This is a genomic window from Flavobacterium sp., from assembly GCF_027531905.1.
Taxonomy (GTDB): Bacteria; Bacteroidota; Bacteroidia; order Flavobacteriales; family Flavobacteriaceae; genus Flavobacterium.
Genome location: NZ_JAPZSU010000046.1, coordinates 14,346 through 34,121 on the forward strand (window position 1 = coordinate 14,346; position 19,776 = coordinate 34,121).

The following is a 19,776-nucleotide window of genomic DNA, read 5'->3' on the forward strand; positions in this document are numbered from 1 at the left end:
TTAAGTATTTTTATTCTTCTACTATTCTTTTGGAAAAAACCGTATCGAAAACAAGTGCAAATACAAAAACTAAAAAAGCAAATTTGAAAGTAATTGCAAAATCGATTCTAAAAAAGTTTAATGAGACAGCTGAAATTGATCCAAATAGATAATAGTAAATGTTTTTCGATTTTAATGATACATATAGTTCTAAAAACTTTAAAACGGAGGATATATACATGAAAATTAAGGGCCAAAAAAAAGAAAAATTTAACTTTGCTTCTAGTATTGGAGAAAATCCTAATCCTTCTGTACCTTCACCTAATGAGCCCCAATATTGTTTAGTAAATTCTACAGCAACAGTATGAGGTCGATTTTCCCAAAGAACCGTTGGAATCAAAGTAACAATTGGGTCTACGAAATATGAGTATCCTGGAAAAGTATTTAAATGAAAGTTAAATTCTCTATTAAAATCCATAACTCGAGCCATTGTACCAAATTCACCATTTGAAACTGATAAGACATACTCAATCACAACGTCATATGGAACTGAGACACTACCAACTAAATAATTTATCAAACCATATTGTCTCCCAATTGCTGTTATAGAGGTCACAATTAAACCAATAAAAAGTATCGGAATTAACTTGAAAAAATTGAATTTTTTTCGAAAAAATTTCGACCACAATAAAGAAATTGCGATCATCATTCCTAAATTTCGATTTCCACCAAACAAAAATATAATGATTAATATTAAAGAAAAAACTAACACAATTTTTTTGTAGAAATCGGAATATTCCAAAAAAGGACTGTTAAAAAAGAGAACAAAACTTGAACATAAAAGGGGTATAATAACTGTAAACGAATTAATTCCTTCGGCTTTAAACTCACCATAAACCTGTGTAAAATAGGTCGCCCAACCACCAAAAATCATGTTCATGTAGATTTGCAATAAAAATGCTAATATAAGAACTGCAACAATTACATTTTTATTAGTTATTTTTTTTTTATTAAATAATTTATCATCACTACCCAAATCAAAATAATTAAAAGTTGTGAGTTTATTTCTTATAAATATTTGAGTGAAAAAATTTCCTAACAAAAAAGCTAAAATAGCAATCGACACATCAAGTGAAAACAACTTTACGTTATCTGTAAATTGACTTTTCAAAGTTTTTTCCAAAAGATAAAGAAAAGAGTACAAAAAGAAACCTATACCTATGAAAAAAGAGATATCAAAACTCAATACACCAATAAAAGCTTTTTTATTACTCATCCTAAAAATCAATAAGATAAATAAAAAGTTAATAAATAAATAAATATAGGAAGGTATCAAACTTTTCTAAAATTGAGTATTAATTCTATTTGTTGATTTTGACAATGTAGCTAAACCAAGTCGTACTCCTGAAAAAACTGACTTTGTAGAATTATACATAACATTAAAAAAACCTTTTTTGATTTTAAAAAAACCATTATATTTTAGAATTCTTATAAAATGAAAAAAAATAAAAGCTGAGATATTAATAAAGCATAAATACTTTCTTGGGTATTTGTTTTTATACATTACGATAATAAAATTACGAATAAAAGATGATTGATAAGTATAATTATCATATCCTCGTGTTATGCCCCCAATTCTAATCAATTTATGATGTGTAAGCTCAATCTCACTTGCATAAATAGTAACAAGTTTTTCCTTAAATAATGCTAAGCATGGATCAGTATCCTCAAATGAACAATATCCATAATCCAAATCTTCATCAAATCCACTAACTGTCATAAGCATCTCTCTATTAAAAATCATGCTTGTACCTTGCGCATGAAGAACTATTGGATAATTATCTGTCCCAATTTCAATAAAACTAAAATACCTCTCGTTTAAAGATTTTTTATCTATACTAAAATCACCTATAAAACCCCTAAAAAAAGTAAAATTAATAGGCTTTTTAAAGTTTTTAACAAAGTCCTTTACTTCGATTATTTTTCCAGCAATACATCCAATTTTTTGGTCGCTTTTTATATTATTTATTAGCTTAGAAAGATTAAACAATGAATCATTTTTTAATGTAACATCGTCATCAATAAACCAAACATAATTACCAGTCGCATGTTTTAATCCTAAATTCCTCATGTAAGGTTGTCTCTTATTTTCAACATATAGAAATATAACTGAGACATCAGACAATAAAAAACTAGATTCATCAAACTCTATTGAATTAGCTTTATCAATCACTAAAACAATCTCATAAGGCACAATTGTCAGCAATTTAATAGACTCATACAATCTTAACAAGTTTTCCTGATTTCTTCCAACCAGAACAGTTATTGTAATATTATTCATACTTATCTTGATAAAAGTTTTATTTTTTTTGATATATTAATTAATAATAGAAGAAACTGTGCAGGTATACATAAGACAATAAAAATGATTATTTTTTGATAGATACTTAAGTTTAATGAACAATAAATTAAAGATAAATCGTTCAAACTGATTATTGAATATGCTCTACACAAAATTACGTAAGTCAATATTCCCGATTGATTAAATCTTGACCGAACATATAATCCAGTTGAAGCATTTTTTATTGCTGTGACGGAATATATACTTTTGAAAGAATTAATTACTTTTATCCAGCTTTTAAACCAAATCTCATAATTTGACAAATTAAAACTTGGTTTCTCTGAATCATATTTAACTATTTTTTTACTACCATATATATATATATGTTCATTAGCACATGATCCCCAAAAAATATATAATTGAATAAAACAACTCCCAATGTAATTCTTTGCTATTTGCAAGTCTACTTTTTGCTTTTGAATTATTATAGACGAGATTAAAGTTGACCACTGAATATATTTCTGAAAGGTATTGTCATCACAAAATTCTTTCTTGTCCTTATTTGTAATACCTAAACTTTCAATTAATACAGATCCACTATCTTTATCTTTAACAATTGCATTAACTAAAATACCTGCAGGAGAATTACCGTTAAGATAGTGAAAAATTTCATTTATAATCTCTGGAGTTACAAAATCATCGTCACTTAAGAACCAAACATATTTGCTATTCGATTTTAACAAAGAATTTAACACATTTGCATCATATCCAAGATTTTTCTCATTCTTAAAATATTTAAAATTAGGATAAATTTTTACTAAAGAAATACATACCTCTTCAGTATCGTCATTCGAAAAATTATCACTTACAAGTACTTGAATTTTATCATCGATCTTGCCTAAAAACGATTTTAAATTTTCTGATAAAATAGCAGCCCTATTATATGTTGGTATTGCTATTGTGAGGGTGGTTTCCATACTAATTGGGGATGGTATTTATATTTTTAAATAAAAAAACATTACCATAATAATTATCAATGCTAATGTTTAATTTCATTCAAAATTTTAGTGGTCCAAATAATTTCTTATTACATCCGCAATATAATCATAGTGCGTTTCGTTCAACCCCGGCCAAACACCCAACCAAAACGATTGATTCATAATGGTATCTGTATTGGTCAAATCCCCCACCACTCTATGCTCCATATTGGCATAAGCAGGCTGTCGTAACAAATTTCCACCAAACAATAAACGGGTTCCAATTTTTTTCTCTTCAAGATGTTGCACCAACATGTGACGATCAGCCGCATCTCCCTCTCTCAAAGTCAACAAAAAACCAAACCAAGAGGGCTCTGAATTTGGAGTTGGTTCCGGAAGGATAAACACTTCTTCAAACTCTTTCATGCGCTCGTATAAAGCAGCATAGTTCTCTCTTCTTTGTTTCACAAATCCGTCAATTTTCTTAATTTGGGAAACCCCAAAAGCGGCTTGCATATCGGTCACTTTCAAATTGAAACCAATATGAGAATAGGTATATTTATGATCATATCCAAAAGGCAAAGTACCTAACTGTTGATCAAAACGACAGCCACAAGTATTGTCTTTTCCTGGTTCGCAATAGCAATCTCTACCCCAGTCTCTAAAACTTTCGGCTAATTTTGACAATACTGGATTGTTTATCAACACAGCTCCACCTTCACCCATGGTGATATGGTGTGCTGGATAGAATGAAAAAGTTGAGATATCTCCAAACGTACCGGTTTTTTGTCCTTTGTAAGTAGCCCCTAAAGAATCACAATCATCTTCTACTACCCAAAGATTGTATTTTTTTGCTACACGCATTACCTCATCCAAATCAAAAGGATTTCCTAAAGAGTGCGCAATCATAATGGCTTTTGTTTTTAGGCTTACTGCTGCCTCAATCATCTCCGCTTTCACATTGTGAGTGGCAATATCCACATCTATAAAAACAGGGATTGCTCCAAATTGAATAATCGGATTTATTGTTGTTGGGAAACCCGCTGCAACCGTAATCACTTCGTCACCTGGCTTTATGGCACGTTCTCCTAATTTTGGAGAAGTTAAAGCGTAAAAAGCAACCAAATTAGCAGAAGATCCAGAATTTACTAATAAAGCTCTGTGCGCCCCAAAATACTTGGCAAAATCTTCCTCAAATGTATTGGCAAAACGACCTGCTGTGAGCCAACCGTCTAAGGCGGCATCTACACCCATTAATACATCTTCTTCATCCAATACCTTTCCGGTAACAGGAATATAATTCTCTCCTGCGATGATTACCTGAGTTGTTTTCGCTTTTGCTATTGTTTTCAAACTATCTAGTAGTGAAGCGTCTTGTATATTTTTCAACATATTCTAAAAATTATATTTATCTTAATTCTAATTCTATCATTTTTCTGATCGCTGTTTTCAAATCATAAATTGGCTTCCAACCTAAGTCATTTAAAGGCAATATATTAGCAACTGAATTTTGTATTTCTCCTTTTCTAGTTGAAATTCCACCAAAAAACAATTTTGATTTTGATTTAGTTTGCTCAGCCATTAATTCGACAAATTGGCGAACAGATACGGATTCACCTCTTCCAACTTCAAACTCGGAAATATTGGCAATAGAGTCAATATTTCTGAGTACTTTTAAATAAGCATTTACAACATCCTCGACATAAACAAAATCTCTTTTTTGCAATCCATCAGTTAATAAAACTTCCTTTTCTGATTTCAACATCTTATGCAAAACATCTGTCACAAATTTATTATCAGAATCAAACTCGCCAAAGATATGTTCTAATCTTAAATTAACAGCCTTAAATCCTTCTCGTTTACAAAATAAATAATCTAAAAAATATTTTTTGGAATTTGTATACTGATTTAGATAGGCAGAATTCGAATATTCAGGCTTCCCAAAAAAAGTGTCTGAATTTATAAATAATTTAAGATCTCTTTCTAAACCAAATTCTATCAATTGAATTGGAAAAATAACATTTGTCTTTAAAACTTCAGAAGTTTTTGCATTCCTACCGTATTCTGTAGCAGTATGAATTATTGTTTCTATTTTGTAATTTTCGAATAACTCATTTAAATTATTTGATTTTTCATTAAAATAAAATAAATCGAAATCACCTTTAACACTTTCAATCCTATTTAAGTTTGAGGTTTTTCTAACTAAAGCAACAACATTATAATCATCTTCAACTAATTTTTTTAAAATTTTACTCCCTAAAAAACCAGTAGCTCCTGTTATTAAAATTTTATTCATCCAAAAAACTGTTTATCTGTGCTGTAGTAAAATCAACAATGTTATTTTTATTAGAGTTAAATTCACTATACCAATCCATTGTCATACTCACGGCTTGTTGGGCATTCATTTTAGGCTGCCATTTTAATTCGTTTATTGCTTTGCTAATATCCAATTTCAACAATCCCGCTTCATGAGGTTGTCCTACAACTTGATCCACAACATATTCCCCTTTACCCCAACTTGCAATCGCTAGTTTAAGCATTTCGGCCACAGGGAGGGCATCAGACAAATGGGGTCCAAAATTGTAAGCTTGACTAAACTGAACAGGTGCAACTGCTAAATGCGCTCCCAACAATAAATAGCCAATTACCGGTTCTAAAACATGTTGCCAAGGTCTAACGGAATTTGGATTTCGAATAACCACTGCTTTTTCAGCTGCAAATGCTTTGGCAATATCGGGTATCAACCTGTCTTGTGACCAATCGCCACCGCCAATCACATTACCCGCTCTAGCAACCGCAATAGCTTTTTGGTGTGTAGTATAGGTTTTAGTATTGAAAAAAGAATTTCTATACGAATCTATTACCAATTCTGTACAGGCTTTGCTGGCGCTGTACGGATCATAACCACCCAATCTGTCGTTTTCTCTATACGGATAAATCCATTCGTTATTGTGATACACTTTATCGGTCGTGATTAAAACCACTTCACACTTTTTTTCCAATAAACGAACAGCGTCCAAAACATGGGCTGTACCAATGGCATTGACCATAAAAGTTTCGGCAGGGATCTCATAAGACAAACGCACCAAAGGTTGTGCCGCCAAATGAAACACAAAATCTGGTTGAAACGATAGTAATTCTTCTTCCAAACGCTTTTGATCACGCAAATCAGCAATCACTGAAGTACAAAGGGTATCTCCAGCGATCAAATGATATAAATCATCTTCTGTTTGAGGTGCTAAAGCATAGCCTTTTACTTCAGCTCCCAAAAGAGACAAGGTTTTTAACATCCAAGCGCCTTTGAACCCCGTATGACCGGTTAGAAACACTTTTTTGCCTTGGTAGGTTTGTTGTAATTTATTGAACATTACTTTTTATTTTTTTTTGTAACTTTTGAACAATTAAACTTTTGAACGCTTAAACTTCCTTACCAAGTCTTCCACATCGCTTTTCCTGAACTCCATAATTCTTCTAACTCATGACGATCGCGTAATGCATCCATACATTTCCAAAATCCGTGGTGTTTGTAGGCTGCTAACTGATTGTCTTGAGCAATAGCGGCTAGTGGCCCTTTTTCCCATTGCACATCGGTTACATCTCCCTCCAAATACTTAAAAATGCCTGGTTCCAACACAAAGAAACCACCATTGATCCACATCCCGTCTCCCATCGGTTTTTCTTCAAAATACCCTACTTCACCAGCGGCATTAATGTCTAAATTTCCAAAACGTCCCGGAATTTGCACACTAGTCAAAGTTGCTAAACGACCGTGTGATTGATGAAAGTCCAATAAAGCTTTAAAATCGACATCGGCAACCCCATCGCCATAAGTCAACATAAACGTTTCTCCTTCTACATATTTTTGGATGCGTTTCAAACGACCTGCGGTATTGGTGTGCAATCCTGTATCAATCAAAGTCACTTTGAAAGATTCCGTTTCAGAATAATGCACCTTGATATTATTATTAGCCAATTCAATGGTCACATCAGAATTGTGCAAATAATAATTATAAAAGTATTCCTTAATGAAAGTAGCTTTATAACCCAAACAAATCACAAAGTCATTATACCCATAGTGCTCATACATTTTTAGAATATGCCATAAAATAGGTTTACCCCCTATTTCCACCATCGGCTTAGGCCTTGCCTCCGTTTCTTCCATCAGGCGCGTTCCAAAACCACCTGCAAAAATGACTACTTTCATACTTGTTATTTGTTGTTAATGATTTGTTGTTTAAAGTTTTAACCAACAAAACAATTTTATTTTCTTTTTATTCTTTCGTTTTTAGATCCGACGGTGTTTCTCAAGCGCATCGGATTTAGTGGGCTATCTCAACACAAACACCTTCAGTCAAAGGATGGCTACAACACAATAGAAATTCATTCGATTCTAAATCGTGTCTTTCTTTGGTCAATCCAATCATACGCATGCTGCCCGTCTTCAAAGTGGCTTTGCAAGTATCACAACTCCCCGTTTGACAGGAATAAGGCAGCTCTAACCCAGCATCCAAGGCGGCTTCTAAAACACTCTTTCCTTTTTCAACAATAAGTGTAGTCGATACATTTTCAAAAGCGACCATAACTTTTTGTGTGATGATCTCTTCAAAGTCTTTAGGATTTTTAACCAATTCAAAATCTTCAGAAAAAATAGCGTCTTCGGGACATTGTAGCGTTTGTAATACAGTCTTAACCGTTTCTTTCATCCCAAGTGGGCCACAAATATAATGTTTGGTGCTAGTAAGATCTTTATCTTGAAGTAAATTGATGATAAACTCAGCGTTAATTCTTCCGCTATGCACAAAGGGATTTAGGGTATTAATTTCTGGTTTTGTATAAAAATGCCATACCTGTAATCGATCCGAATACTTCGCTAAAAATTCCTCCAATGCAATTTTAAAAATAGTAGAATCAACGCTTTTATTACCATAAATAAGGCATACTTTTACTAAAGGTTGCGTAGTCAAAACCTCTTTTAAAATAGAAAACAAAGGAGTAATTCCACTCCCCACTCCCCACAAATACAATACATGAGTAGTTGTGTCATGCGCATAAATAAAATCTCCCATAGGTTCCAAAACTTCTACTACATCACCTACTTGAACAGTATCATTTACATAATTGGAAAAAACACCATTAGGAACCCGCTTGATAGTAGTTTCTAATAAACCATCTACAGTAGGTGCTGAAGAAAAAGAATACGGACGACTATAGCGTCTGCCATTAATTCTAAAAGACAAAGTCAAATATTGACCCGCTTGATACTTAATTTTCTTCAACCCCGGTTGCTTGAAACATAAGGTAATCGCATCCGCTGTTTCGTGACGAATTTCTTGAACTTTTAAAGTGTATTTTTTCATTTTGTTTTCAACTAGATTCCAAAATAGTAATCTAAACAGGGATACCCTTTTTTATTAAATGGTTTTCATCTCCTTCTGATGCACCTCTTTCCTCAGCCCTGAACTAGAAAATCGATGATCTCTCGTATTAAAATATAATTCAATTCCTTTGGCTTCACAATACATTCGTCCTGTAAAGTTTTGCTCTCGGTATTCATCGCCTACAATGCGTACATCAATTTTAAAAGAGCGTAAAATATCTTCGAGGTCTTGTTCGGTAGCGTACGGCACTATTTCATCGACAAACTTGCAGCCTTTCAATTGGATATAACGTTCTACAACGGTTTGTACTGGACGATTCTTCTCCGGACGATCTAGCGTTGGGTCCGTTTGCAATCCCACAATTAAATAATCGCATTGTCGCTTGGCTTCTTCTAACATTTTGATGTGCCCTGCGTGTAATAAATCGAAGGCACTGAAGGTAATTCCTATTTTCATATTGATAAGCCCCCTAGCCCCCGAAGGGGAAACTTTTATAGGGCGTGTTATTTGTTGTGAGTTGTAAGTTGTGGTTTTTCTTTAAAAAAATTATAAAACGTAATTAAGTAACTTAAATTGAAAATTGATGAAACACTAAACGATTAATCGATGAAACACTTTCCTGCCTACTCTGGTTTTATTTTTACGATTTTTTTATCCCGTAAAATCACGAGTTCTGTATTGCTTTTTTTCTTAAAAGCCACTAATTTTTCATATACTTTTTCAAGTCCTTTGATAATTTTAATGTTTTCTTCAAGCTGAATTTCAATGGTTGTCATAGTACAATTTTAAAAGATTAAACTTCTCGACGTTCACAATAGTAAGCAATCCGTCCACTTTTTGGTTAGCCAAAAGCTCATGTTTACCCTCGGAATTATCAAATAATAAAGCGCCATCGACGATAGGAAGATAAATTTCAAACAGATTTTTAATACCCAGAGTATATCTTCTCTCAATAACATCTGGCGCTATGTTGTGACCACCCTCTAAGACTCTTGTTTTCACACGTTCCTTGGCCAAATCAACAGTTTGAAGCCAAAAAAACAACAAAGTCACTCGATACCCTTTTGCCTTGGCATCCAAAATTTTTCCCTTATAACTTCTAGTAGCTAAAGTAGTTTCAAAGGCAAAACTTTCATGATGTAAAAGTAACTCATTGATACGATGCAACATGATGCGTCCGGATTCAAACGCTACTTTTTCTGGCTGAAAAGGAGATAGTCCTTTGGCTATTTCGTCTGCATTGACAAATTCTTTACAACCTAAAATTTCAGGCAAAATAGTAAAGGACGCAGTAGTTTTTCCTGCCCCGTTACAACCTGCAATTATATAAAGCCTTTTATCAACCATACTGATAAATATACAACTTATTCAACTTATTCAATTCTTGTGTCGCTTGACAGGGCATTCCCTTTTAAAAATATCCACCACGAATTCACTAATGAATCACGAATTAAAATGTGTTTAATGACTCGAATTATTACTATTGCTGGAATTAGTGACATTCAATTTCAGTTTCGATGAAAATTAGTGTCAATTGGTGTAATTGCTTCGCCTATTCGCTATCGTTCGGGTCGTGGCTAACTTTTTTAAAAGCGAATGACTGACCGCTTACAATACATCTCAATACTTATGATGAACAAGAAGTATTTAGGAACTAAAACTATAGCAATCAAAAAGATAATCCAAAAAAACAAATTAACCTCAAAAAGATAACTTTTTAACTTTATATTTTTATAACCCCTTAAACAATTAACTGACTAAGCCTTTAACACTTAATGGTCCAGTTTCACTTCTTACTTTTCACTTCTTACTTTTCACTTCTCACTCATTATCGCTTTCATCAGTCGTTTTCCAATCAAAAATAACACAGCCAAAAAACCTGCTAAAAATCCACCTAGCACCAATCCCTTTGCTTTACCAAACTTTTCCTTTTTCAACGGTAAAATAGGTCTATCAATCACTTGTATTAATGGCGTTTCTTTACGTAATGTCACTTTTGCCAACTCTGTTTGTTTAACTAATTCTGTTAATATAGCCGTGTTAGCTTGCACATCCACTTGTCGGCGAGCAGAAGGTGCTCTACGTACATTCAATGCAGGATTTAGATTGAAGGTATTGTCATTAGCTACGGCTACTCCAGTAATGGCGCCATTCAATTCGCCACGAATGGAATCCGTTTGACGAACCAAAATATCCATATTCATTTTGGCTTTCTTGCTTTTGGTGGCTACATAGAAGTCGGAAACGGTTTTGGCCAAATTCTCGCAAAACTGCTTAGCAAATAGTTCATTTTTATCGTTGACATCGATATTTATAATCGCAATCTTTTTATCCTTTTGCGCTACCGATAAACTCGTTTTGGAGAGCTCATCGTACATCACTCCCAAAATACTATCGTGTACTCGGGTGAAATAGGTGCGTTTCACGTTGGGCAAAAACTGAATCTTTTCCAATTTGGGTTTGCCTTCCCATTTGTGACGCCATTCATTATTTTGGATGTACAGTTCCGCTAAAGTAATCGATTTTCCATCGAAATCGGGTACAGTACTTAACAAAGTCTTTTCAACCATCGCTCGTGATTTGAATAGCTCCGTTAAGTTAGACCCCGTAAACATACTACCGCCACCGCCGCCAAGGTCTAATCCTAGGGAACTGGCTAATCCTAAAGCGCTACCAAGACCGCCTCCACTCTTTTCATCTTCTAAAGCGAAAGACAAAGTAGCCGTGTAAATGGGTTTCTTTATAAAAGAGTAGGTAAGTCCTAGTACTGCTCCTACAATTCCTGCTAATACAATAATTTTCCATTGAGATAGCAAGTAGGCGTACCACTCCTTCCCTTTTTCGAGTAATTCTTTTAACGAGATTTCGTCGGTGTTATTTTGTATGTTTTCTTCCATAATTCCGTTTTATCGGTTTTCGGGTTTCAGTTATCCGTTTTGGGGTTTCCATTATAAGTTAACGGTTAACTCTTTAGTTGACTAAATAATTAAATACTAACTAATACAACTTAAATCTATTTTTTACTAGTATTGCTTAGTACTAAACCCTACACACTCTGGCTGTGTGCTACTTTAGGACCGGTACAAAACTAAAACTTGTAAACTTTATCTTCAATTCTAACTTCTACTATCTGCTTTCTTGACTCTTTTTTCTTGAATCTTTTTTCTTGAATCTGCCTTCTCAAATCTGCCTTCTTGACTCTTCTTTCTTGACTCTTTTCTCTTCAATCTGCCTTCTATTTCTAACCACAAGGAACGCAAAGTAGTACCTACTAACAAAAGCGTCTCGACTGTACTTCAATTTCGCTCCGTATAAACTGTACGACGTGAAAAAGTTGGTTAACGATTTTAAAGTTTAAAACACTAAGCGATTAACCGATTAAACAGTTCAACAATTAAACGCTAAACGATTAAACAGAACCCCAATTAACCCTCAAGCTTTTCATTCCCCCTTCGGGGGCTAGGGGGATTGGGCGCTTTTACTTAAACGCCGTTACAATCAACAACGCCAAACTACTGATCACACTACCGATACTCACCCATTCTCCAGTCGTCATTTTCTTGGTTTCAGGTTTCTCCGGCACTATAATTTGGGAACCTGGCAATACTTTTGGATAGGTTCTAAAAAACAAGAATTGACCAGTAACAGCTGCTTTTCCATTGGGATAAATCACGTAAGCTTTTTTTCTCCAAGCTTTAGCATCTGTGCCACCTACGGCATCTAAATAATAAGCGAATCCACGTCCTTTTTCAAAAGGAATTTCCGAAGTCAACAGCACATTCCCTGTCACTTTAACACTTTCACTTAAATAAGACACTTCAATCTCATCCTCTGGCAACAAGGTAACATTGGAGGTACTTGTTGGTTTTTTAAGTATTGCTTTCCAATCCACTGGAATGGTAGCAAACTTCAACTCTTCTTTTAATTTGGTTTCTAATTTAGTTTGGATGCTATCTTTTTTACCCAAATTCAAATTGATGTTTTCTAAATCTTCGATTTGTTTCGCTTGAATCGGTCGTTTGATTTTTACACCATTAGGATCGGCTAGAGACGACAAGCCACCCGCACGCTGTATAATGTCGTATATCTTTTCTCTCTTTTGTACCAAAACATATTTCCCTGTATAACTAACAGCCCCTTTTACGGTTACTTGTAGCGGTTTTTCATAAACGGCTACTCTGCGGATGTTGATCACATCAAAAGGGCGTAGTTGAAAATTTTTCAATTGCTCATTCGAATCGGTAGTGATTTCAAAATCAAATAAGGTTACCCGATTGGAAGAAGTAACATCTTCTGTTTCTGATTTGATCATTCGGGCAATCTCAACTCGTTTAGAAGCAGCGCCTGTAAGACCACCCGCTTGAACAATGACATCATTCAGGGATAAGTTATCAAAATAGTCATAGGTTCCAGGTTTCTTCACTTCTCCATCAATACTAATTGTATATTCTTCTCTAAAATCTAAAATAGAATACACGGTAACTATATCTTCTTTTTGTAAAGCAATATTCGATAAAGCGTCACCCGATAGCGCTTTCCCCAAATCGACATTCACCATTTCGGTAGTCAAATCCGTTTTTAAACGCACAATGGTTGCGCGCTTTTTATAGGCATCTTCTTTTAATCCATCCGCTTGCGTGATCAAATCTGCTATACGCATGCCATTGTAGTAGGAATAGGTATCTGGTCTGAAAACGGCTCCTTCAATTTTGATACGATTCTCAAAACGATTTAAAATTTTGGTCACCTTAAAAACATCACCCGCCAAAGGTTTGTAAGTAGAAAACTCATTCGATTTTACATCTTTAACCTTAAATTCTTTGCTTGTTTTTTGCAAAACATTAACCGAGGCTGTGTAGGCCAAATCCGTAAATCCTGAAGCAAAACGCAACAAATCACTAAACGATTCTCCTGCTTTCAATTCAAAAATCCCAGGTCGTTTCACTTCTCCTTCGATCGTAACGCGTTTGGTATAAGCTGGAATACGAATCACGTCATTGTCTTTTAGTCCAATATTATCCGATTGATTCCCATTGACCAAAAAACGATAAATATCTATATTTCGGTATACTTTATTATTACGGATCAATTCGATGTTTCTGTAGCTGCCGTTTTTAGAAGGGCCTCCTCCTAAATACAAGGCATTATAAACAGTCGCCAAAGAAGAAACAGAGTAATTACCCGGTTGCTTACTACCAATCAAGGTGACTTTAATCGTACGAATACGGCTCAAGCTAACCCCTACTTGCGATTGACCTGAAGCAACAGTACTATACACTCTTGCAATGGCAGCACGGATTTTTTGAGTCGCGGCCTCTATCGTCAGACCCGAAACCGCAATTTGTCCAACATATTGTATACTCACTTTCCCTTCTACAGATACAGGAATACTAGCATTAAATTCTTGAATACCGTAGACACTCACTTGCAATTCATCGCCAGGTCCTAAAACATAATTTACTGGAGTAGCTAACTTTAAATCCGGTTCAAAATTCAAGGTCGGATTATCAAACAATTCCGAACCAAAAACCAAGGCATTTAGCGTGTCCTTAACTTTTTTATTAGCATATTCTTCTTGCTCTCTAAGTTCACCTTTTTTGTATTTATCTTTATTCTTCTCTAGCTCTTCTTTTTTTATCGGCTCTTTTCCACCATCGATGGCCTTCAAACGGGTTTTCAATTTAGCAAATTCTCCAGACGACATCCCTTTGGCTATTGCCATTGGCTCTGCTTGTTCAATAGTTACATTGTTCGCTTGCAATTGCCCCTTGATTTTTGCAATTTCCGCATCAGTCAAATAATCGACTTTCAAAGTACTTAAATCCTGACTTTTCATTAAATCCTGTGCAAACAGTCCTGATGACTGCAAAAAAGCGAATACAACAACAAAAGCAATTAGTATTTTTTTCATATTTTAGAATGTATTTATTCCAGCCTTTAATCGACTGCTATAAGAATAGTTTTCTGTTCTCTGTTTTCTTTTACCTGTTCTTATTTACTATAGTACTAAACTCTCACTTCTCACCGCCACCCTCAATGTCATTATGTTAAGAAATTTTAGATTTAAGATTAACGATTCTTGATCGGAGCGGCAGCGAACTGGCGAAACATTTTAGATTTTGGAGCAATTGAGTAAAAATTATATGATTTTCAACATCTTAAATATCAGCAATCAAAAATCAGCAATTAAATTATTGATTATTCCTTAACTTAATGACATTACCGTCACCCTGAACCTGTCGAAGGGCTCACTCCTCACATTTTACTCCTCCCATCTCACTTCTCACATCTCACTTCTCACTTCTCCCATCTGACTTCTTCCCACGGCTTCGCCACTGTGAGTCCCATTAAAGACTCCCTATTTAAATTTTTTGCAAATTTAAGACAAATAAACAAGAATTATAGGCTTATTTAAAACTTAAATATTGACTTTTTTTATTGCCTTAGTCGTTAATTGGTTAACTGATTTGCGATTGAATTGTTAAATTGTTTAACTGTTTAACTGTTTAATCGTTTAATCGTTTAACTGATTCGTAGTTTATTCATTTAATCGTTTAACTGATTCGTAGTTTAACTGATTCAAGCACTTAATTGATTACCTTAATTATTGGTGAGCTTTTTAATCATCTAACTTTACACCCAATTAACGGCCTACAATTATGCAATTAAACTATATACAATTAAACATATAAACTACTAACCGACTACACGAATAAACTATTAACCGATTACACGAATAAACTTCAAAAATTACGCTTTCTTCTTTGCTACTTTCAGCACACAACCCAAAGCTTCTAACACCAAAACATAAATAGAAGCTTTAACTTCTTGCACTACCGCTATATGATCTTTAAAAACGCCCTGTTCTAACACCACTCGATCTCCGGGTTGCCAACTAGCCAGCTCCACTTCAAAAGCATCGGGCTCCGACAGCCATTGCCGAATGGAATGAATCTCCTGATCCCTAACAAGAGCAGGCTTACCTAACCAAAACAAATAGCGAACCACGCCAGTAACGCTAAAAACAGCATTTCTATTATTTTCCGCCAATTGCACAAAAACATAGGAAGAAAACAAAGGCACTACCACCTTTTTTTTACGATCACTCCATTGTTGTACCTTGACCACAGTAGGACAATAAGCCGTAATACCAATTTCACTAAGCCTTTCAGCTACTTTCTTCTCCCATTTGGGCTTTGTATAGAGTACGTACCAGTTCATTTTTTTTTCAGGTATTGGGTGTTGGGTGTTGGGTATTGGGTGTTGGGTATTGGGTGTTGGGTATTGGGTGTTGGGTATTGGGTGTTGGGTAATGGGTGTTAGGTAATGGGTGTTAGGTAATGGGTGTTAGGTAATGGGTGTTAGGTAATGGGTGTTGGGTGATGGGTGTTGGGTGATGGGTGATGGGTGTTGGTTTAAGCAACATATTCAATTAAATCGATTACTAAAAAACGTCAAATCACTAATCCTTTCTAACTATTAACGTCTAATAATTCACTTTTCACTTCTAACAATTCACTATTCACTTCTAACTATTCACTTTTCACTTTTCACTTTTCACTTCTAACCATTCACTTTTCACTACCTACAAATACTGCTTTTCGTAATACGAAGCATACGCCCCTGAAGTCACGCTATTCAACCACTCCTGATTACCCAAATACCAATCTATGGTTTGCTCCAGTCCTTCTTCGAAAGTAACCGAAGGGGTCCAACCCAATTCTTGGTTAATTTTACCAGCATCGATAGCATAGCGTAAATCATGCCCTGGACGATCTTTTACATAAGTAATTAACCCTTGAGAAGTACCTTCTGGGCGACCTAATTTTTCATCCATGATGCGACAAAGCACTTTCACCAAGTCAATATTTTTCCATTCATTAAAGCCACCAATATTGTACGTTTCATGATTCTTTCCTTTATGGAAAACCAAATCAATAGCTACAGCGTGATCTTTCACGAACAACCAATCCCTCGTATAATTCCCATCACCATATACAGGCAAAGGTTTATTTTGAATAATATTATTGATAAAAAGTGGAATCAATTTTTCAGGAAAATGATACGGCCCGTAATTGTTCGAACAATTCGTCAGTACATAAGGCAATCCATACGTTTCTCCATAAGCACGCACAAAGTGATCCGAACTCGCTTTCGAAGCAGAATAAGGTGAATTAGGATCATAAGAAGTGGTCTCGGTAAAAAGTCCTTCGGCTCCTAAAGTACCATATACCTCATCAGTAGAAATATGATAAAAACGTTTCCCTTCAAAAGCATCCTTCCACTGATTTTTAGCGGCATTCAATAAAATCATGGTGCCAAAAACATTGGTTTTCACAAAAGCCAAAGGATCCGTAATTGAACGATCCACGTGCGATTCTGCTGCCAAATGCAAAACGCCTTCAAATTGATGCGTAGCAAATAATTCGTTGATAAAAGTTTCATCGGTGATATCCCCTTTTACGAAAGTATAATTCGGTGCTTTTTCAATATCCTTAATATTCTCCAGATTCCCAGCATACGTCAAGGCATCTAAATTAAAAATATGATACTCTGGATAAGTAGTCACAAATCGACGCACCACATGCGACCCAATAAATCCAGCACCACCAGTAATCAATATTTTTTTCATTTTTTATCTAGTTTTATCTTTAGAAGTATTACTTTTTACTTTTTACTTTTTACTTTTTACTTTTTATTTATTTGGTTTAACCGTTAAATCGTTGAATTGTTCAATCGCATTTTAGAGTAATCCCTCACCTATAAACTTTCAATCACCCCCAATTAACCCTCAAAATTAAATCCTAGCGCCCCTTGCTTACTCTTTGTGCACTTTGCGGTTCAACCTCCACCAAAACAAAACCCAAAACCCAAGACCCACAACTCACATCTCATTTCTCACAACCGACAACCCAGTACCCACCAGTCTTTGGTGCGCCTCTGAATTCAATTTTATGCTCATCCTTTAATTGCTTTACCCAACGTTCTACGGTTCGTTTTGGAACTTCGAAATGATTCATTAAAAATAAAACATTAACTCCCGGGTTCTTTTCAATAAAACTAAAAATCGCTTTTGAATCTACATTTACTACATCAACCGTTTCTAAATTTACACCGCCATTTACACCGCCATATACACCGCCATCAATAGTTTCAGGAACTTTAGCGTAAACCGTCACTTGAAAACCATTCGGGAGTGACTCAAAAACAGGAGCTGATAAACCGACAACTGATAACCGACAACCGATAACTCACAACTTCCCATCCACTGGCACTTGCAGCACCCCTTTCACATCATACAACACACTTTTTTCTTTTCTTAAAGCAGTGTAATCCATATCCAAGAAAGCTTGATGCGCTACCCCCAAAACGATAGCATCAAAAGTAGTTTCGGGTAATTCATTTATCGTAGTTAGTCCGTATTCGTGGGCTACTTCTTCTGTATTCGCCCAAGGATCATAAATCGTAACCTGAATGCCATACTCTACAAAAGCACGAACGACGTCTACGATTTTGGTGTTACGAACATCGGGGCAATTTTCTTTAAAAGTTATCCCCAATAGTAACAATTGGGCACCATTAATAGTGACTCCTTTTTTAATCATCAATTTCACTACTTGTGAAGCTACATACTCCCCCATGCTATCATTCAAACGACGACCAGCCAAAATAATTTCAGGATGATATCCTTTCTCTTGGGCTTTTTGCGCCAAGTAATACGGATCCACTCCAATACAATGACCTCCTACTAAACCAGGTTTAAAAGGCAAAAAATTCCATTTAGTCCCAGCGGCTTTTAAAACGGCACTGGTATCGATGTCTAATAAATTAAAGATTTTAGCCAATTCATTGACAAAAGCAATATTAATATCTCGCTGTGAATTTTCGATGACTTTTGCTGCTTCGGCTACTTTGATAGAAGGTGCCAAATGCGTACCTGCCACAATAACCGACTGATATAAAGCATTGACTTTTTGACCGATTTCAGGGGTAGATCCTGAAGTAATTTTTAGAATTTTTTCTACCGTATGTTCTTTGTCTCCTGGATTGATTCGTTCAGGCGAATACCCTGCAAAAAAATCAACATTGAATTGTAGCCCTGAAACTTGCTCTAAAACAGGCACACACTCTTCTTCGGTTACCCCTGGATAAACAGTAGATTCATAGATAACGATATCTCCTTTTTTCAACACTTTACCTACAGTGGTACTAGATTTATATAAAGGCGTTAAATCGGGGCGATTGTTTTTATCTACAGGCGTGGGTACTGTGACGATATAATAATTACAATCTGCGATGTCAGTAATTGCACTAGAGCATAACAACCCGTTAGCATTTTCTTCAAAATCATGCACTAAAACGGATTGAAGCACAGCAGCTGTTACTTCTAAAGTACTATCTGTTCCCTGTTGTAATTCGGATATCCTTTTTTCGTTAATATCAAATCCAACTACGGGATATTGAGTAGCAAAAAGTCTAGCCAAAGGCAATCCTACATATCCTAGACCGATGACGGCAATCTTTATTTTTGTATCCAAATTCACTACTTATTTAAACAACTCACTATTCAGTTGACAGCTTATTGGGAGTGCAAATATAACAAAAATCTATACAGCTATTCATCACAATAAAAAGCAGTAAAAAAACAAAAGGTTGCATTCCTAAAAATAAGAATGCAACCTGCTGTAAATCAAGTACTAAGCTTCGAAAAAATCAACAATATGGAAACTAAAAAATCACTGTATTTGGTGATAGGTTTTTCTAACTCAAATTGGGTTAGTGGGTTAATGGTTTAATCGTTAAATGGTTTAATTGTTTATTCGTCAAATCGTTTAATCGATAAATGGTTTAATCGATTAAACAATTAAACGATTTAACTTTTTATAACAACCCTTTACCCATTCTGTGACTAGCTAAAAACCGAAACCAGAAAACCGATAACTGATAACTGATAACCGACAACTGTACGTCCCTGATATAGGTTGACCACAAAAGTCAATTTATATGAAAGCAAATTTAAAGAATGTTCGAAAAGTACGGCATTATTCAGAAGATTTTAAACGAGAGATTGTTTCTGTTTTTGAAAGTGGCAAATTAAGTG

At 34.9% G+C, this 19,776-nt stretch carries 17 protein-coding genes; all 17 read right to left on the reverse strand.

Going from position 1 to position 19,776, the window contains the following annotated elements; translation table 11 throughout:
• Nucleotides 1-10: 10 nt before the first annotated feature.
• The 17 genes from O9307_RS12030 to O9307_RS12110 all read right to left on the reverse strand — a co-directional run bounded on the left by O9307_RS12030 (nt 11) and on the right by O9307_RS12110 (nt 19,213).
• Nucleotides 11-1,255, reverse strand: a complete 1,245-nt coding sequence (locus O9307_RS12030) for an O-antigen polymerase (protein WP_298299630.1) — start codon at nt 1,253-1,255, stop codon at nt 11-13.
• Between the two features lie 66 nt (nt 1,256-1,321).
• Entirely contained in the window at nt 1,322-2,320 is a 999-nt protein-coding gene (locus tag O9307_RS12035; RefSeq protein WP_298299633.1) for a glycosyltransferase, read from the reverse strand.
• A gap of 2 nt (nt 2,321-2,322) precedes the next feature.
• Nucleotides 2,323-3,297 carry a glycosyltransferase family 2 protein gene (locus tag O9307_RS12040; RefSeq protein ID WP_298299636.1) on the reverse strand — a complete coding sequence of 325 codons (975 nt, stop codon included), beginning with the start codon at nt 3,295-3,297 and terminating at the stop codon, nt 2,323-2,325.
• Between the two features lie 87 nt (nt 3,298-3,384).
• Nucleotides 3,385-4,689, reverse strand: coding sequence for a lipopolysaccharide biosynthesis protein RfbH (rfbH, locus tag O9307_RS12045; protein ID WP_298299639.1), 1,305 nt, complete (start codon nt 4,687-4,689; stop codon nt 3,385-3,387).
• Nucleotides 4,690-4,705: 16 nt separating this feature from the next.
• Complete coding sequence (locus tag O9307_RS12050) at nt 4,706-5,593, reverse strand: NAD-dependent epimerase/dehydratase family protein (protein ID WP_298299641.1); 888 nt, start codon at nt 5,591-5,593, stop codon at nt 4,706-4,708.
• The gene (gene rfbG / locus O9307_RS12055) at nt 5,586-6,665 is read right to left on the reverse strand and encodes a CDP-glucose 4,6-dehydratase (protein ID WP_298299644.1); all 1,080 of its coding nucleotides are present in this window, start codon (nt 6,663-6,665) and stop codon (nt 5,586-5,588) included. The genes O9307_RS12050 and rfbG overlap by 8 nt, the downstream gene beginning before the upstream one ends.
• Before the next feature lie 59 nt (nt 6,666-6,724).
• Nucleotides 6,725-7,501, reverse strand: a complete 777-nt coding sequence (rfbF, locus tag O9307_RS12060) for a glucose-1-phosphate cytidylyltransferase (protein WP_298299648.1) — start codon at nt 7,499-7,501, stop codon at nt 6,725-6,727.
• Nucleotides 7,502-7,616: 115 nt separating this feature from the next.
• Entirely contained in the window at nt 7,617-8,654 is a 1,038-nt protein-coding gene (locus O9307_RS12065) for a ferredoxin--NADP reductase (RefSeq protein WP_298299651.1), read from the reverse strand.
• A 54-nt stretch (nt 8,655-8,708) separates the two neighbouring features.
• Nucleotides 8,709-9,131 carry an adenylyltransferase/cytidyltransferase family protein gene (locus O9307_RS12070; protein ID WP_298299654.1) on the reverse strand — a complete coding sequence of 141 codons (423 nt, stop codon included), beginning with the start codon at nt 9,129-9,131 and terminating at the stop codon, nt 8,709-8,711.
• A gap of 167 nt (nt 9,132-9,298) precedes the next feature.
• Nucleotides 9,299-9,451 carry a hypothetical protein gene (locus O9307_RS12075; RefSeq protein ID WP_298299657.1) on the reverse strand — a complete coding sequence of 51 codons (153 nt, stop codon included), beginning with the start codon at nt 9,449-9,451 and terminating at the stop codon, nt 9,299-9,301.
• Nucleotides 9,438-10,022, reverse strand: coding sequence for a zeta toxin family protein (locus O9307_RS12080; protein ID WP_298299660.1), 585 nt, complete (start codon nt 10,020-10,022; stop codon nt 9,438-9,440). The genes O9307_RS12075 and O9307_RS12080 overlap by 14 nt, the downstream gene beginning before the upstream one ends.
• 467 nt (nt 10,023-10,489) lie before the next feature.
• Nucleotides 10,490-11,572, reverse strand: a complete 1,083-nt coding sequence (locus O9307_RS12085) for a Wzz/FepE/Etk N-terminal domain-containing protein (RefSeq protein ID WP_298299663.1) — start codon at nt 11,570-11,572, stop codon at nt 10,490-10,492.
• A 581-nt stretch (nt 11,573-12,153) separates the two neighbouring features.
• Nucleotides 12,154-14,586 (reverse strand): SLBB domain-containing protein, encoded by a 2,433-nt coding sequence (locus O9307_RS12090; RefSeq protein WP_298299666.1) that lies wholly within the window; start codon nt 14,584-14,586, stop codon nt 12,154-12,156.
• An 839-nt stretch (nt 14,587-15,425) separates the two neighbouring features.
• Nucleotides 15,426-15,896: a UpxY family transcription antiterminator gene (locus O9307_RS12095; RefSeq protein WP_298299670.1), complete on the reverse strand. Its 471-nt coding sequence runs from the start codon at nt 15,894-15,896 to the stop codon at nt 15,426-15,428.
• A 364-nt stretch (nt 15,897-16,260) separates the two neighbouring features.
• Nucleotides 16,261-17,307: a dTDP-glucose 4,6-dehydratase gene (gene rfbB / locus O9307_RS12100; RefSeq protein ID WP_298299673.1), complete on the reverse strand. Its 1,047-nt coding sequence runs from the start codon at nt 17,305-17,307 to the stop codon at nt 16,261-16,263.
• A 259-nt stretch (nt 17,308-17,566) separates the two neighbouring features.
• Nucleotides 17,567-17,854 carry a hypothetical protein gene (locus O9307_RS12105; RefSeq protein WP_298299676.1) on the reverse strand — a complete coding sequence of 96 codons (288 nt, stop codon included), beginning with the start codon at nt 17,852-17,854 and terminating at the stop codon, nt 17,567-17,569.
• Nucleotides 17,855-17,926: 72 nt separating this feature from the next.
• Nucleotides 17,927-19,213: a nucleotide sugar dehydrogenase gene (locus O9307_RS12110; protein WP_298299678.1), complete on the reverse strand. Its 1,287-nt coding sequence runs from the start codon at nt 19,211-19,213 to the stop codon at nt 17,927-17,929.
• Nucleotides 19,214-19,776 lie beyond the last annotated feature (563 nt).